This window comes from Halomonas sp. 3H (genome assembly GCF_024206005.1).
Classification (GTDB): Bacteria; Pseudomonadota; Gammaproteobacteria; order Pseudomonadales; family Halomonadaceae; genus Halomonas; species Halomonas campaniensis.
Genome location: NZ_CP100360.1, coordinates 3666296 through 3680182, shown reverse-complemented (window position 1 = coordinate 3680182; position 13887 = coordinate 3666296). Strand labels below are relative to the sequence as shown.

Below are 13887 nucleotides of genomic sequence, written 5' to 3'. Positions count from 1 at the left end.
CGGCCGATGCCTGCCATCGGGACGCCCCCCCTCCCTCAGTCGGTCCGGTCGAGCCAGCGCCGCGCCACGGCGCGGGCGTGGGACAGCTCGCGACACCAGGTCAGCCGGCCGGCGGTCTTGCGAAGCCCCGCGCGGCGGAGCTTGACGATGATCCGCGTCGGCAGGCCGACCATTACCAGCCCGACGCCTTCGCGGTGCATCTCCTCGACCAGGGCCTTGAGGGCGACGATCGCCGTGCCGTCCATGCTCGGCACGTCATGCATGTCGAGGATGATGATCCGCACGCGGTGATCCACCAGGTGCAGCGAGGTGAGCGCCTTCTCGGCAGCGCCGAAGAACAGCGGCCCGTCGATATCGTAGAGGGCGACCGCCTCGGGCAGGGCGTCGCTGGCGGCCGGCGATTCGGTGTCGACGCGGCGGGTCTCGGTCAGCAGCGACATGCGCCGGATGAACAGGGCGGCGGCCAGGCCGATGCCCACCGCCACGGCCAGCACCATGTCGAAGAGTACGGTCAGGGTGAAGCAGGTCACCAGGATGGCCACGTCGCCCGGCGGGGCCGACCGCAGGGTATGCAGGAAGTGGCGGGCCTCGCTCATGTTCCAGGCGACGATGAACAGCAGCGCCGCCAGCGCGGCCATCGGCACCAGCCCCAGCAGCCCCGCCAGGGCGACCACCGCCAGCAGCACCACCAGCGCATGCACTACCGCCGCGATCGGCGAACGGGCGCCGCTACGGATATTGGTGGCGGTCCGGGCGATGGCGGCGGTGGCCGTGATGCCGCCGAACAGCGGTGCGACGAGGTTGCCGAGCCCCTGGCCGATCAGCTCGGCGTTGGGGTCGTGCCGGGTACGCGTCAGGCCGTCCGAGACCACCGCGCACAGCAGGGACTCGATGGCCCCCAGCATGGCGATGGCGAACGCCGGTCCCAGCAGGGCGCGAATCAGTGCGAAATCCACCACCAGGGGGTCGCCGTCGGCGCCGGGCAGGCGCCAGGGGGCCACCAGGCTCGGGGCGATCGGGGGGATCCCCACGCCCGTCTCGCCGTGGGCCTCCCAGGTGAAGCGCGAGGCGATGGTCTCCACCGCATGGCCGGCATCGGGGCCGCCCAGCCAGTGGTTGGCCGCATAGGCGATCACCGCGCCCACGACCAGCCCGATCAGGGGCGCCGGAATCGGCAGGTGCAGCCGCGGCCAGAGCAGCATGACGCCCAGCGTGAAGGCGCCGACCCCCAGCTCCAGCGGGCTCAGGCTGGGCAGGGAGGTGAGGATACGCCCCAGGTTGTCGACGAAGTGCTCGCCCAGCTGGCCGACCTCCAGCCCCAGGAAGTCGGGCACCTGCAGCACCGCGATCACCACCGCGATCCCCGCGGTGAAGCCCAGTATCACGGGATAGGGGACATACTGGATGAGCCGCCCCATGCCGCTGAGGCCCAGCGCCACCAGGATCAGCCCCGCCATCATCGTGGCGATCAGCAGGCCGCCCAGGCCGTATTGCTGGACGATGGGGAAGAGGATGACCACGAAGGCCGCGGTCGGCCCCGAGACGTTGAAGCGTGAGCCGCCGGTCAGCGCGATGATGGCGCCGGCGACGATGGCCGTGTAGAGCCCGTGCTGGGGGGGCACGCCGGTGGCGATGGCCAGGGCCATGGAGAGCGGCACGGCCACGGTGCCGATGGTCAGGCCGGCCAGGACGTCGCGGCGCAGGTCGTCAAGGCCATAGCCGTCTCGCCAGGCCGCGCGCAGCCCGGTGGCGATGCCGGGGAGCTGGAAGGGCAGGGGGGTGCGTGCCATGCCGGGAATCCTCGCTGCGTGTCGTCCGCGCCGTGGAGAGTGCCTGCCGATGGGGCGTCGACAGTATGTTAATGACATTAACATACCATGAGAATGGCCGACAGGGGCCCGCTGTCGTTGCCCGGCACGACCCCGCTCATTAACATTCAATGTTAATAGACCGGGGAGAATGACCATGGAAAAGAAGACGGCACGCCTGACCCTGCTGATCGACCCGCACAAGAAGCGGGCCTTCGAGCGGCTCTGTGCCTCACAGGACCTGACCCCGTCCCAGGTGGTCCGCCAGCTGATCCGCGACTACCTGCGCGACCACGGCGTGGAGTACGAGACCGGCCCCGACCCTGCCGTCAGGGGGCCGTCGGGGCGCGAGTAGGGAGACGGGAGCGCGGCCGGCCGGGGGCAGCCCGGTAGCTCCTGGCCGCAGGCGGTGTCTGGGAAGCCTGCGACCGCAGCCCGTTTTCGGACGGCGCCTCAGCCCAGCAGGTGGAGGCCCACCAGGGTGATCAGGCTGGCCAGCACCAGGCAGTTGGTGGCCTCCAGCGCTTCCTCGCCCCGCCACGGTTCGGGGCCCATCAGGACGGCCATCGCGGCCCCCAGGGCGACCAGGCCCATGGGCAGCTCCACGGGATCCCAGCCGGCGGCCAGCACGCCAAGTGCCAGCAGCGCCAGGCCGGCCAGCAGCAGCGGCAGGATGGCGCGAGTCTCGGTGATGGGGGTGGCATCGAGTAACAGCGTTGCGCTCCGGGTCATGGCGTTGTCTCGCGTGAGTGATCTGTCATCACCTCCGACTGTGGCGCCCCTTCCTTAAGGATGGCTTACGGCGGCATGACCGGCATGTGACACCGCCGTTGCGGATTGCGCGGCTCGGAGCCGTCATGGGCGGCGTGATGCAAGGATGAACGCCCCATGAACGGGGCGTTAAGGTTCCTGTCAGCCGCGCTGGCGTAGAACGGTCGTCATCCATCGAACGAGGAGGATGACGACATGAACTGGCTGGATTCCGCACAACGTTACGGCGCCGTCTCACGGGCGCTTCACTGGGGCATGGCCGTGCTGCTGATCCTGATGCTCGGCACGGAGTGGCTGGCGGAGCTCGTCGGGATGGGCGAGCGGGAGGCGATGACGCTGCACAAGAGCGTCGGGCTGCTGCTGCTGGGGCTGCTGGTGTTCCGGCTGCTGTGGCGCGGGGTGAACCACGGCAGGCTCGCCGCCCATGCGCACTGGAAGTGGGCGGCCCGGCTGGGCCACTGGGCGCTCTATGCGGCGATGCTGCTGATCCCCGCGAGCGGCCTGCTCGCCGCCCTGGGCAGCGGGCATGGCGTGGAGTTCTTCGGCACGGCGCTGATCGCCTCGGGGGCGGAGATCGAGTGGCTGGAGGAGGCCGCCGAGGAGACCCACGAGGTGCTGGCCAACCTGCTGTGGCTGCTGATCGGCGTGCACGTGCTGGCCAGCCTGGCGCACCAGTTCTGGCTGCACGACAACACCCTGAAGCGCATGGCGTAAGCCCTTGCCGTGCCTTGAGCGAGACGGGCCACCGGTATCACCGGCGGCCCGCCTCGCTTTTCCTGGCCTGGCTAGGGCCGCCTTTGGAGCGTCGCCACCGCGCGCAGGCCGCCGCCAGCGCCAGGAGCCTCCGTCAGGGTGAGCTGCCCGCCATGGCGAGCCAGCAGGCGCTCGACGATGGAGAGCCCCAGGCCGGCGCCGGCCCCGGCACCCGCGCGATGGAAGCGCTCGGTGACGCGCTCGCGCTCCGCGGCGGGAATCCCCGGGCCCTGGTCGTCCACGCTCAGTATCAGCCGGGCGTCGTCGGCCGCCAGGGTCAACGTCACCCGGCCGCCGTCCGGGGTGTAGCGCAGGGCGTTGCCGACCAGGTTCTGCACCAGGGTGGCGATGGCGCCCGGCTCGGCCGCCAGCCGCCAGTCGCGCCCCTCCTCGGCGGCGAGCTCCAGCGTCTGGCCGCGCTCCAACGCCAGCGGCGAGAGTTCGGCCAGCGCTTCGCGCACCTCGGCCAGCAGGTCGCCGTCGACCCGGACGCCTGCGTCCTGCTCCTCCTCCTCGGGCTCCAGGCGCGCCAGGGTCAGCAGCTGGGTGACCAGCCGGGTGGCCCGTGCCACGCCGCTGCGCAGCTCCTCCAGCGCCCCGCGACGGTCGTCGGAATCCTCGGCGGCCAGGGCGTTCTGGGCGTGCAGGTCGAGCACCGCCAGGGGGGTGCGCAGCTCGTGGGCGGCATCGGCGATGAAGCGCTGCTCGCGCACCCGCAGCCCTCGAATACGCTCCAGCAGCCGATTCAGAGCGCCGACGATGGTGTCCAGCTCCCGGGGCAGGGGGTGCATCACCAGCGGCTGCAGGTTGTGCGGGTCGCGCTGGCGGATCGCCGCGGCCAGCCGCGACAGCGGGCGCAGCCCCCGGCCGGTGGCCCACCACAGCAGCAGCGCCAGCAGCGGCAGGCCGACCAGGTCCGGCAGCAGGGTGCGCAGGGCCACGGCGCGAGTCAGCTCGCCGCGCACATCGTCGCGCTCGGCGACCATGATGCGCCGCGATGACTCGGCCACGTCCAGCACATAGACCCGCCAGTCGTGGTCCGCCACCCGGCTGCTGGCATAGCCGGGTGGCGCTCCGGTGAAGGGCTCGGGCGGGGCGCTGGCCGAGCGCAGCAGCCGCCGCTCCCCCTCCCATAGCTGGAAGGCCAGCTTGCTCTCGTAGCGGTGGCCGGGCAGGCCCTTGTCCGACTGGTCGGCGCGCGCCAGGGCGCTCTCCAGGCTGGCGAGCAGCGCCTCGCGCTGCTCCGCCGGCAGCGGCGCCTGGATCAGCCCCTCCAGCAGGCGGGCGTTCTGGGCCAGGCTGGCGTCGTAGAGCTCCTCGATCTCGTGGGCGGCGTAGCGGTAGCTGACCAGGCCGATGGCCAGCATGCTGACCCCGAAGACCAGCAGCACCAGCCCCAGGGTGCGTCGGCGGATGGAGGTCACGCTTCGGCCTCCCGGGGGGCGCGGTCCAGCACGTAGCCGATGCCGCGTACCGTGCGGATCAGCCCCGGGAACAGCTTGCGACGCAGGTGGTGGACATGCACCTCGATGGCGTTGCTCTCCACATCCTCTTCCCAGCCGTAGACCAGCCGGGTCAGGGTGTCGCGGGTGAAGACCCGTCCCGGGTGGCCCATGAACTCCTGGAGCAGGGTGAACTCGCGGCGCGACAGCGGGACGGCCTCGCCGCGGTAGCACACCTCGCGGCTGGCGGGGTCGAGGCGGATGCCGCGGCACTCCAGCAGCGGGCTGGCCTGGCCCTGGCTGCGGCGCAGCAGGGCGCGCAGGCGGGCCTTGAGCTCGGCCACCTCGAAGGGCTTGACCAGGTAGTCGTCGGCGCCGGCATCCAGCCCGGCGATGCGGTCGTCCACGGCGTCCCGGGCGGTCAGCACCAGCACGGGGACCCGGCTGCCGCCGCGCCGCGCGCCCTCCAGCACCCGCATGCCGTCGAGCCCGGGCAGGCCCAGGTCGAGGATCACCGCGTCGAAGGGTTCGTCGCCCTGCAGGGCCGCCAGCGCCATGGCGCCGTCGGCGAGATGGTCCACGGTGTAGTGCACGGGCTTGAGGGCCAGGCGGATGCCCGAGGCCAGGCTCGGGTCATCCTCGACCAGCAGGATGCGCATCGGGTCGTCATTTCTCCAGTCGTGACAGCAGGTGGCGGACTTCCTCCCGGCGGCCGGCATCGGCGAGCTCGCGCCCGGGTCGGGGCGACGCCTGCAGGGCCCGCTCCAAGGCCTGGCGCGCCTCGGCGTCGCGGCCCTGCTGGTGCAGATAGTCACCCCAGAAGTAGAGGCTGTCGAGCCCGTCGGGGTTGATGGCCAGCGCCCGCCTGAGGTGCCACTCCGCCTTGTCGTCGTCGCCGAAGCCGAGCGGCCAGCCCGGCACCTGGTAGTAGAGCGCTCCCAGGCTGGTATAGGCGGAGCCCTCCAGCGCCAGCGGGTCCTTCGCCAGGGCGGCCTCCAGGTGGCGGCGGGCCTGCTTGACCAGGCCCAGGGCCCCCAGCCCGCCCTCGGCGCCGGCCTGGCTGGAGCGCACGATGCCGGCCCAGATCAGCCGCTCGGCGGAGTCGGGGTGGTCGGCCAGCTGACGTTCGACCTCGTCCCCCAGCTCGGCCAGGGCCCTGGCCTGCTGGTCGTCCGGCAGCCGGTAGCGGATCTCGGCCCAGCGTTCCTGAAGACGGGCCACCGCCGGGTCCGTGACGGTTTCGTCGCCCGCGGCCAGGGCGGCGATGGCGAACAGGCCGCCGAGGCCGGCGACCAGCAGCGTGGCGGCAAGGCGCAGGAGGGGGAGGCGAGAGAGTCGTCGAGCGGTCATGGCGTGGTCTCCGGTGTGCCGATAAAGCGGCGGATGACGGGAAGCTGGCGCGCCAGGGCGCGGTCCACCACGCCCGGCAGCAGGGCGTTGAGGCGCACGAAGAGACGCTCCGGCCTGCCCAGCTGGGCCTCCTGGCGGCCGCGCTCCACGGCGTGGCGCACCGCCTGGGCGACCCGTACGGGGCTGTCCATGGCGTTGCCAAGGGCCGTGTTCATGGCCTCCACCTCGGGGGCGTTCATGGCGGTGCGGGTGGCCCGGGGCGAGACATGCAGCACCCGTACCCGGGTGTCGGCGAGCTCCCGGCGCAGGGCCTGGCTGAAGCCGCGCAGGGCGAACTTGGTGGCGCAGTAGCCGACCTGGCCGGGGTAGCCCAGGGTGCCGAAGGTGGAGCCCAGGGTGATTACCCAGCCCTGGCGCGCCGCCATCAGCCCGGGGAGCAGGGCGCGGGTGAGCTGCAGGGTGGCGGTGAGGTTGAGGGTGATGAGGCGCTCGAGCTCGTCATCGGAGCCCTCGGTGAACAGTGCCACCCGGTTCACTCCGGCGGCGTTGACCAGCATGGTGATGCCCGCCCGGTCCGCGGCGGCCACCAGCCGGGCGCGCGCCTCGGCGCGGGTCAGGTCGGCGGGCAGCGCGGTGACCCGGTCGGGGTGGCGGGCCGCCGTGGCCGCCAGGGCCTCGGCGCGGCGGCCGGTGATCAGCAGCTGCGCCCCGGCGGCGGCCAGCTCGTCCACCAGCGCCTGGCCGATGCCGCCGCTGGCCCCGGTGATCAGCACCCGCTGGGCCGGCCAGCCGCCTTCCGGCAGCCGCGGGCGTCGGGCGAGGCGATCAGGCCAGCGCATCGGAGAGCTCCCGGGCGGCGCTGCCGCCGGCACAGCGCGCCTCGACGCCGCGGAACATGGCGCCGTAGAGGCGGTAGACCAGTCGTGCGGTATCGATCACCGCGTCCAGGTCCTGCGCCTCCAGGCGGTTCACCAGCCCCTCGAAGACGGCCAGGTGGCCGATATCCAGGCTGCCGTGGGAGGTCAGGTAGCGCACCGCATCGTCGGGGAGGTCGAGGCTCACCTGCAGCCGTTCGGCGGCCTGGGTGGCCAGCGCCGTGCTGGTGCCCTCCAGCACCTGAACCATGCCGAAGAAGCCCACCGGATGGCCGTGCTCGATCTCGTCGCGCACGGCGGCCACCATCAGCCGGGTGGCGGGGTCCGCCGGCCGTGCGGCGGCCGCCTCGGCGTCGCCGCCGGCGGCACGGATGTCGTCGAGGATCCACTGCTCGTGGCCGTGCTCCTCCTCGATGTACTCCACCAGGGCGTCGCGCAGCCACGCCAGCCGCTCCGGCAGGCGGGCGCCGCAGGCCATCATCAGCGGTACCGTGAAGCGCACGTGGTGGTAGGCCTGGCCGAGGAAGGCGAGGTACTCGTCACGGCTGACGCGGCCGGCCAGGGCGCGGGTCAGCAGCGGGGTGGCAAGCAGCCAGTCGCGCTCGTCGCGGGTGGCCTGCTGCAGTTGCTGGTAGGGGGTCATGGGGTCGCTCCTTGTGGCGTCCGGGAAAGGCACGGCTCGAGTCGTGTGGGGGCGGCGCATAGCCAGTCGCCATGGGCGGCAAGGATGGCGTCGCGACGCAGGCGGCCGTTGGCCGTCAGCTGGTGGTTGTGGGGAGTGAAGGGGGCGCTGCGGCGCCACTCTTGGACGCGGGCGTAGTCGGGCAGGCCGGCGTTGACCTCGGCCACCGCGGCGGCCAGGGCGTCGTCGTCGACCTCGGGCGAGGCGGGCACCAGCAGCGCGCGGTTGGCGGGTAGCGCCTCGCCGTGGACCAGGGCCTGGGCGACGGCGGGTCGGGCGCAGAGCTCACCCTCCACCCACTGGGGGTCGACGTTGCGGCCATAGGCGGTGATGAAGACCTCGCGACGACGGCCCTCCAGCACCAGGGCGTCGCCGTCCCAGCGCCCCAGGTCACCGGTGGCGTGCCACGCCGAGGCGGGCGTGGGCTCACCGAGATAGCCGAGCATGCTGGCTCCCTGGACCCACACCTCGCCGTCGTCGGCCAGGCGCACCTCGGCATGGGGCAGCGGCCGGCCCACGCCCCGAGCGGGCTCGCCGGGGCGGTTGAGGCAGACCACCGAGGCGCACTCCGAGAGGCCATAGCCCTCGAAGACCGGCCAGCCGCCGCGCCGGGCACGCGCCAGCAGGGTATCGGCGACCCTGGCCCCGCCCACCGCCACGAAGCGCAGGCTCTCGAGGGCATTCGGGCGTGCCGCCACCAGCGCCTGGAGCAGCTGGGGCACCAGGATCAGGCTGTGGGGCCGGCAGGCGTCGAGGGTGGCCAGCGCTCGGCGCGGGTCGAAGCCGCTCCCACCCTGCCACCCCAGCTCGGCGACCCCGGGCAGGCAGGCGGTGGCGCCCAGCCACAGCGGCACGTAGAGGCCGCCGATGTTCTCGAGCAGGGTGGAAAGCGGCAGCATCGCCAGGTGGCGTTCGATGCCGAGCGGTTCGACCACCGCGACGATGCTCGCGGCCACGGCCAGCGGGGCGGCGGCATCCAGGCAGACTCCCTTGGGTGAGCCGCTGGTGCCGGAGGTAAAGGTGATGCGGGTGGTGCCGGGATGCAGGGCCGGCGGCGAGGCGACGGGTCGGGTGGCGATGATCGGGTCTGACCTGGCGGCGAAGCCATGGGCCTCGCCGCCGGGGCCGATCCAGGCGTCGAGCCCGGCGGCGTCCACCAGGTGGCATCGCTGGGCGTCGCTGAAGAAGGCGGGCACCGGCACCGACACGCGGCCCTCCTGGAGCAGCGCCAGGTCCCACAGCGCCCAGTCGATGCCGTTGTCCAGGGCCAGGGCGACCCTCTTGGCGCCGCCATCATGCAGGCGGCGCCGGCGCGATTCGATCTCGCCCGACAGCTCGGCGAAGGTGAGCCGGTGCTCGCCGTCGTCCAGCGCGATGCGTGTCGGTCGCTCCTCGGTGTGGCGGGCCAGCCGCGCGAGGAAGGCCTCAGGCGAGGTGCGCATGGGCCACCTCCGCCTGGGGGGCCAGGGCCGAGGGCAGCAGGCCGCGCTCGCCCAGCTCGCGATGGGCGCGGCGCAGGTCGCCGGCCATCACCCAGGGGCGGCGCTGGTAGTACCGCCCCCACTGGGCCTGCTCGGCACCGAGGCGCGCCGGGTCGGCGACCATCACCGGCACCAGGGTGAGGCCCAGGCGGCGGATGCCGTTGGCCACCTCGGGGGTGGCGGTGAACAGCAGCCAGCCGATGCCCTCGCGGCCGAGCTGGTCCACCAGGAGCAGGAAGAGCGGGCGCTGCAGGCCGGGACGGCGGCTGGCCAGGTTGCCGATCTCGGCGACCTGATGGCGGGCCACGGGGCGGGCGAAGCGCTCGGCCAGCAGACGCTCGGCGCTGACGTCCAGGTAGCGCTCCTGGAACAGCGGGCCGCTTGCCGCCGAGCGCACGCCGACCGCGGCCAGGGGCCGGTCGCCCTGCCACAGGCCGAACAGCCTCGGCAGCAGCTGGGTGACGGTGGCGCCATGCTCCTCGGCGAAGCGGCGGCGGATCAGGTGTTCCAGGCGGCGCCGCCGGGTCCAGTGGCGGGCCTCCTGCCAGTGCAGCGGCGAGGGGGTAGCCGCGGCCGGCAGGCAGGGGAGGAGTCTCGGTTCAGGCATCGGGTCGTCTCCATGACGTGTCACCGATACCCTGGCCCCGGCGGCTTAACGAAGGCTTAAGCGATTCGAGGGGCTTCCGAGCGGACGGATGAAAGCGGCCCGGGGCGCTGGCGGCACCCCGGGCCTCTGCCTTTCTCAGGTGGTCGGCGGTCGGTCAGTCGCGCTCGACCTTCAGCGCCTCCTCCTCGCCCCGGCGGGTGGTCACCTCGAGTTCGCGGCCGGCCTCGTCGCGCCCCTCGACCTTGATCAGGTCGTCGCGCTTGAACTCGATCTCCTCGAACTCGGCCATGCCCTCGGCCACGGCGACCTCCATGGCCAGGCGCACCTCGGCCTCGCTCATGCCCCAGGGACCGTCGTCCCGGCGCTTGCGCGACTCCTTGTAGAGCTCGCCGCTCTCCAGGGCGAGCCGCACCTCCGCCTGCCACTCCTCGTCGAGCCAGCCTTCGAGCTCCACCTGGCCACGCTCCTTGGCTTCGATCTCCAGGTAGTGGGTAAAACCATAGGCGGCGCCACGCTCCAGCACGGCGTCGAGGCTGCCCGCTGGCAGGGCATCATCGGCCTGGGCGGCGGTGGCGCCCAGCGCCAGGGCGGTGAGGGAACCGGCTAACAGCATCTTGATGGTCATGGGGTAAACTCCTCTCGGTTGGGTACGCCACCCTTGTACCACCCGCGACCTTGCCGGAAGCTGACCGCGTCGTTCATGCTGCATTCATGTTATGGCTGGCAAGCTGCCCCCATGAACCTTTCACTCCCCTTCCCCGCCTCTCTCCGCTCGGGCCTCGCCGTCGCCCTGGTGCTGCTGCTCGCCCTGGCCGGCCCGCTTCCGGCGTCTGCCGACGACGACTGGCAGGAGCTCCATCAACGCGTGAGTCGCGGCGAGCTGGTGCCCATGGCCACGGTTCTCGACTGGCTGGAGGCCCACTACGCGGGACAGGTGCTGGAGGTGGAGCTGGAGCTGGAGCATGACGATGGCCGGCTGATCTACGAGGTGGAGATGCTCGGCCCGCGGGGCCAGCGGGTGGAATTCGAGTTCGATGCCGCCAGCGGCGAGCTGATCGGCATCGAGGGCGTCGGCATCGACGACATGAGACGCCGCCCATGAAGGTGCTGCTGGCGGAGGATGATCGTGCCCTGGCCGAGGCGCTGGGCGAGGCCCTGGCCGGTGGCGGGGTGCTGGTGGAACGGGCGGCCAGCGGCGGCGAGGCCGACTTCCTGGTGCGCACCGAGACCTACGATGCGGTGATCCTCGACCTGGGGCTGCCCGATGGCGATGGCACCCGCTGGCTGGGCCAGTGGCGCGAGGATGGCATCGAGCTGCCGGTGCTGGTACTCACCGCCCGCACCCGCTGGGCCGACAAGGCGGTGGGCTTCTCGGCGGGCGCCGACGACTACGTCACCAAGCCCTTCGAGACCGCCGAGGTGCTGTTCCGGCTGCGCGCCCTGGTGCGGCGCAGCCATGGCCATGCCCACCCGGTGCTGCGCATCGGCGAGCTGGCCTTCGATACCCACACCGGCAGCGTGACCCGCGCCGGCTGCCCGGTGAGCCTGACCGCCCAGGAGGCGCGGCTGCTCGCCTACCTGGCCCATGCCGCTCCGCGGGTGGTCAGCCGCAGCGAGCTGGCCGAGCACGTCTACGATCGCGACCACGAGCCCGACTCCAACGTCATCGATGTCCAGGTCAGCCGGCTGCGCCGCAAGCTGGGTGCGGTGCACATCGAGACCCTGCGCGGCCAGGGCTACCGGCTGACGGGCGGCGAGGAGAGCGGATGAGTCGCCTGCCCTCGCTGGCGCGGGCCTCCCTGGCCACCCGCCTGCTGGTGGCGGCCCTGCTGGTGATCCTGATCTCGCTGCCCCTGGCGGGGTTCGGCCTCGCCCACCACTTTCGCGTCTCCACCACCGCTGCCTTCGACGAGCGCCTCGCGGCCCTGCTCAACGTGGTCATCGTCGAGGTGCGCTATGACGAGGTCGAGCAGAGGCTGCTGCACGAGCGCTCGCTGGGGGATCCACGCTTCGACCGGGTCTTCTCCGGCTGGTACTGGCAGGTCAGCGACGGCGGCGAGCGGGTGCTGGCATCCCGCTCGCTTTGGGACCAGCGGCTGCCGGTGCAGGGCGCTTCCGGCCCCGAGGTGCGTGACGTCACGGGGCCCAGGGGCGTGCCGTTGCGCCTGATCGAGCGCGATATCCGCCTCGCTCCCCTCGAGTCGCCGCTGCACGTCGGCGTGGCGCTCAGTCGGGAGGCGCTGGATGCGGAGCTTGCCGGCTTCTCTCGCCTGCTGGCGCTCTCCCTGCTGGGGCTGGCCCTGCTGCTGCTGGGCGCACTGGCGATCCAGGTACGCTGGGCCCTGGCGCCGCTGCGCCGGCTGCAGGCCGACCTGCGCGACGTCGAGAACGGTGAGGCCGAACGGCTGGACACCCGGCTCCCCGCCGAGCTGTCGCGGCTGGCCGGCGCCATCAACGCCGTGCTGGCCCGGGACCGGCGGCTGATGGAGCGGGCCCGCCACGCCGCGGGCAACCTGGCCCACGCCCTCAAGACCCCGGTGAGCGTCCTCTATACCCAGGCAGATGGTCTCGAGGAGCCGCAGCGCCAGCGCATGCAGGCCGAGCTCAGGCGCCTCGACGAGGCCGTGCGACACCACCTGGCCAGGGCCTCCGCCGCGGGCGACGCCGGCCTGCATCGGCCGAGCCGCTGCCTCGAGGTGCTGGCGCCGGTGCTGGAGGGGCTGGGCCGGCTGGCCGAGCGGCGCGGCATCCGCCTGAGCCACTCGCTGCCGGAGGCGATGACGGTGCGCATGGACCCTCAGGACCTCCAGGAGCTGGTCGGCAACCTGCTCGAGAACGCCCTGCGCTGGGCCGACAGCCGGGTCATCCTCGCCGGCCGCAGCGAGGCGGGGGGCAGCTGGCTGGAGGTCGAGGATGACGGCCCCGGCATGAGCGAGACGCAGCGCCGGCAGGCCATGGCCCGGGGGGCGAGACTCGATGAGGTGCGCTCCGGCAGCGGCCTGGGCCTGGCCATCGTCGCCGACCTGGTCGCCCTTCACGGGGGCAGCCTGAGCCTGGGCCGCTCGCGGCTGGGGGGGCTGGCGGTGCGGGTCTGGCTGCCGACGCGGCCGCTGACCGAGGCCTGACCGCCGGATCGGCAGGACGGGTAGGCCGGCTCAGGGGGCCGCGGAGGCCGCGCCGAGGAAGCGCTCCTGCCAGTAGGCGATCTCCACCGGCGCCGTTTCCACCCGGCGGCCGCGCCCCGGGGCGTGGATCATCTGGCCGTCGCCGCGGTAGATGCCCACGTGGCTGGCCTTGCCGCGTCCGGCGGTATCGAAGAACAGCAGGTCGCCGGGGCGGGCCCGGTCCACGGACGGCAGCGCGCGGAACTGGTCGTCGGCAGTGCGCGGCACCGCGATGCCGGCGGTGCGGTAGGCCAGCGCCACCAGCCCCGAGCAGTCCAGGGCGTCGGGCGTGTTGCCGCCGAAGCGATAGGGGGTGCCCAGGGAGCGCTCGGCGGCCGAGAGGATCAGCGCCCGCTCGATGGTCAGCCCCTCGCCGGGAGCCAAGTCCCGGGTGGCCAGGTCGCGGCTGGCGCAGCCGGCGACGAGCGACAGGAGCAGCGCCAGGCCGAGCAGGCGCAGCGAGGAACGGGCAGCGGTGGGCATCACGGGCATCGTCGGGTCCACGAGTGGCGGTCCTGCCCCCTACATTAGCCGCCGCGAACGCTCAGCGGAAGGCGATGCGGGTGCCGTGGGTGAGCATCTCGTCGGGCGTCATGGCGTGGCCCGGCACGCCGATCATCTCGTCGCCACACTGGTCCGACCAAGTCAGCACCCCATGGGTCAGGCCGATGCCGCCCAGCAGGTCGCGGATCTCGCCGGTCCCCAGGAAGGTGCGGGTCCGGCCCTCGGTATCCGACAGCTCCGAGACGCCGGTGCCATGGTGCAGGCGAACCGTGTAGATGCCGTCCATGGATTCCACCTCCACGATGGGCGAGAAGCCCTTGGCGACAGCGTCGGCCAGCTGCTTGAGGGTGATATGGTCGTGCAGTTCGTAGGCATGGGCGCTCATCGAGGGCCTCCGGGGTGCGTTGTCGGTCTTGTACAGGAAGTGTAGAAGGATTGGTTCGGCCTGCA

Annotated in this window: 17 protein-coding genes; 5 read left to right on the top strand and 12 right to left on the bottom strand. The window is 72.6% G+C overall.

The window, feature by feature from the left end:
• Window positions 1-35 precede the first annotated feature (35 nt).
• On the bottom strand, window positions 36-1790 hold the full coding sequence (gene dauA / locus NFC98_RS16910) for a C4-dicarboxylic acid transporter DauA (RefSeq protein ID WP_254276058.1): 1755 nt from the start codon (window positions 1788-1790) through the stop codon (window positions 36-38).
• 175 nt (window positions 1791-1965) lie between these two features.
• On the opposite strand from dauA, the gene NFC98_RS16905 reads away from it, so the two are divergent.
• Window positions 1966-2163 carry a CopG family transcriptional regulator gene (locus tag NFC98_RS16905; RefSeq protein ID WP_254276057.1) on the top strand — a complete coding sequence of 66 codons (198 nt, stop codon included), beginning with the start codon at window positions 1966-1968 and terminating at the stop codon, window positions 2161-2163.
• 98 nt (window positions 2164-2261) lie between these two features.
• Here the strand turns inward: NFC98_RS16905 and NFC98_RS16900 are convergent, their stop codons facing one another.
• The gene (locus NFC98_RS16900) at window positions 2262-2540 is read right to left on the bottom strand and encodes a hypothetical protein (RefSeq protein ID WP_254276056.1); all 279 of its coding nucleotides are present in this window, start codon (window positions 2538-2540) and stop codon (window positions 2262-2264) included.
• A 234-nt stretch (window positions 2541-2774) separates the two neighbouring features.
• Here NFC98_RS16900 and NFC98_RS16895 point away from each other — a divergent pair, with 234 nt between their 5' ends.
• Complete coding sequence (locus NFC98_RS16895; RefSeq protein WP_254276055.1) at window positions 2775-3293, top strand: cytochrome b; 519 nt, start codon at window positions 2775-2777, stop codon at window positions 3291-3293.
• Window positions 3294-3364: 71 nt separating this feature from the next.
• Here the strand turns inward: NFC98_RS16895 and NFC98_RS16890 are convergent, their stop codons facing one another.
• From NFC98_RS16890 to NFC98_RS16855, 8 genes are all read right to left on the bottom strand, one after another.
• Entirely contained in the window at window positions 3365-4756 is a 1392-nt protein-coding gene (locus NFC98_RS16890) for an ATP-binding protein (RefSeq protein ID WP_254276054.1), read from the bottom strand.
• Window positions 4753-5433: a response regulator transcription factor gene (locus NFC98_RS16885; RefSeq protein ID WP_254276053.1), complete on the bottom strand. Its 681-nt coding sequence runs from the start codon at window positions 5431-5433 to the stop codon at window positions 4753-4755. Before NFC98_RS16885 ends, NFC98_RS16890 begins: the two co-directional genes overlap by 4 nt.
• Window positions 5434-5440: 7 nt before the next feature.
• Window positions 5441-6124 carry a hypothetical protein gene (locus NFC98_RS16880; RefSeq protein WP_254276052.1) on the bottom strand — a complete coding sequence of 228 codons (684 nt, stop codon included), beginning with the start codon at window positions 6122-6124 and terminating at the stop codon, window positions 5441-5443.
• Window positions 6121-6963, bottom strand: a complete 843-nt coding sequence (locus NFC98_RS16875) for an SDR family oxidoreductase (protein WP_254276051.1) — start codon at window positions 6961-6963, stop codon at window positions 6121-6123. The genes NFC98_RS16880 and NFC98_RS16875 overlap by 4 nt, the downstream gene beginning before the upstream one ends.
• Window positions 6950-7642, bottom strand: coding sequence for a TenA family transcriptional regulator (locus NFC98_RS16870; RefSeq protein ID WP_254276050.1), 693 nt, complete (start codon window positions 7640-7642; stop codon window positions 6950-6952). The genes NFC98_RS16875 and NFC98_RS16870 overlap by 14 nt, the downstream gene beginning before the upstream one ends.
• A complete protein-coding gene (locus NFC98_RS16865) occupies window positions 7639-9123 on the bottom strand; it encodes an AMP-binding protein (protein WP_254276049.1) in 1485 nt (494 codons plus the stop codon). The genes NFC98_RS16870 and NFC98_RS16865 overlap by 4 nt, the downstream gene beginning before the upstream one ends.
• Entirely contained in the window at window positions 9107-9769 is a 663-nt protein-coding gene (locus tag NFC98_RS16860) for a thermostable hemolysin (protein ID WP_254276048.1), read from the bottom strand. The genes NFC98_RS16865 and NFC98_RS16860 overlap by 17 nt, the downstream gene beginning before the upstream one ends.
• 154 nt (window positions 9770-9923) lie before the next feature.
• Complete coding sequence (locus NFC98_RS16855) at window positions 9924-10394, bottom strand: PepSY domain-containing protein (protein ID WP_254276047.1); 471 nt, start codon at window positions 10392-10394, stop codon at window positions 9924-9926.
• 111 nt (window positions 10395-10505) lie between these two features.
• On the opposite strand from NFC98_RS16855, the gene NFC98_RS16850 reads away from it, so the two are divergent.
• The 3 genes from NFC98_RS16850 to NFC98_RS16840 are packed head-to-tail and all read left to right on the top strand — an operon-like array spanning window position 10506 to window position 12894.
• On the top strand, window positions 10506-10871 hold the full coding sequence (locus NFC98_RS16850) for a PepSY domain-containing protein (RefSeq protein WP_254276046.1): 366 nt from the start codon (window positions 10506-10508) through the stop codon (window positions 10869-10871).
• Window positions 10868-11539 carry a response regulator transcription factor gene (locus NFC98_RS16845; protein ID WP_254276045.1) on the top strand — a complete coding sequence of 224 codons (672 nt, stop codon included), beginning with the start codon at window positions 10868-10870 and terminating at the stop codon, window positions 11537-11539. The genes NFC98_RS16850 and NFC98_RS16845 overlap by 4 nt, the downstream gene beginning before the upstream one ends.
• The gene (locus NFC98_RS16840; protein WP_254276044.1) at window positions 11536-12894 is read left to right on the top strand and encodes a sensor histidine kinase; all 1359 of its coding nucleotides are present in this window, start codon (window positions 11536-11538) and stop codon (window positions 12892-12894) included. The genes NFC98_RS16845 and NFC98_RS16840 overlap by 4 nt, the downstream gene beginning before the upstream one ends.
• A gap of 30 nt (window positions 12895-12924) precedes the next feature.
• Here the strand turns inward: NFC98_RS16840 and NFC98_RS16835 are convergent, their stop codons facing one another.
• Both NFC98_RS16835 and NFC98_RS16830 read right to left on the bottom strand, forming a co-directional pair.
• The gene (locus NFC98_RS16835; protein ID WP_254277871.1) at window positions 12925-13416 is read right to left on the bottom strand and encodes a C40 family peptidase; all 492 of its coding nucleotides are present in this window, start codon (window positions 13414-13416) and stop codon (window positions 12925-12927) included.
• A 61-nt stretch (window positions 13417-13477) separates the two neighbouring features.
• Window positions 13478-13822: a hypothetical protein gene (locus tag NFC98_RS16830; RefSeq protein WP_254276043.1), complete on the bottom strand. Its 345-nt coding sequence runs from the start codon at window positions 13820-13822 to the stop codon at window positions 13478-13480.
• Between the last annotated feature and the right edge of the window lie 65 nt (window positions 13823-13887).

Coding starts and splice junctions, on each gene's coding strand:
- dauA (WP_254276058.1), bottom strand. CDS start 1,790: ATGGCACGCACCCCCCTGCCCTTCCAGCTCCCCGGCATCGCCACCGGG.
- NFC98_RS16905 (WP_254276057.1), top strand. CDS start 1,966: ATGGAAAAGAAGACGGCACGCCTGACCCTGCTGATCGACCCGCACAAG.
- NFC98_RS16900 (WP_254276056.1), bottom strand. CDS start 2,540: ATGACCCGGAGCGCAACGCTGTTACTCGATGCCACCCCCATCACCGAG.
- NFC98_RS16895 (WP_254276055.1), top strand. CDS start 2,775: ATGAACTGGCTGGATTCCGCACAACGTTACGGCGCCGTCTCACGGGCG.
- NFC98_RS16885 (WP_254276053.1), bottom strand. CDS start 5,433: ATGCGCATCCTGCTGGTCGAGGATGACCCGAGCCTGGCCTCGGGCATC.
- NFC98_RS16880 (WP_254276052.1), bottom strand. CDS start 6,124: ATGACCGCTCGACGACTCTCTCGCCTCCCCCTCCTGCGCCTTGCCGCC.
- NFC98_RS16875 (WP_254276051.1), bottom strand. CDS start 6,963: ATGCGCTGGCCTGATCGCCTCGCCCGACGCCCGCGGCTGCCGGAAGGC.
- NFC98_RS16870 (WP_254276050.1), bottom strand. CDS start 7,642: ATGACCCCCTACCAGCAACTGCAGCAGGCCACCCGCGACGAGCGCGAC.
- NFC98_RS16865 (WP_254276049.1), bottom strand. CDS start 9,123: ATGCGCACCTCGCCTGAGGCCTTCCTCGCGCGGCTGGCCCGCCACACC.
- NFC98_RS16860 (WP_254276048.1), bottom strand. CDS start 9,769: ATGCCTGAACCGAGACTCCTCCCCTGCCTGCCGGCCGCGGCTACCCCC.
- NFC98_RS16855 (WP_254276047.1), bottom strand. CDS start 10,394: ATGACCATCAAGATGCTGTTAGCCGGTTCCCTCACCGCCCTGGCGCTG.
- NFC98_RS16850 (WP_254276046.1), top strand. CDS start 10,506: ATGAACCTTTCACTCCCCTTCCCCGCCTCTCTCCGCTCGGGCCTCGCC.
- NFC98_RS16845 (WP_254276045.1), top strand. CDS start 10,868: ATGAAGGTGCTGCTGGCGGAGGATGATCGTGCCCTGGCCGAGGCGCTG.
- NFC98_RS16840 (WP_254276044.1), top strand. CDS start 11,536: ATGAGTCGCCTGCCCTCGCTGGCGCGGGCCTCCCTGGCCACCCGCCTG.
- NFC98_RS16835 (WP_254277871.1), bottom strand. CDS start 13,416: ATGCCCACCGCTGCCCGTTCCTCGCTGCGCCTGCTCGGCCTGGCGCTG.
- NFC98_RS16830 (WP_254276043.1), bottom strand. CDS start 13,822: ATGAGCGCCCATGCCTACGAACTGCACGACCATATCACCCTCAAGCAG.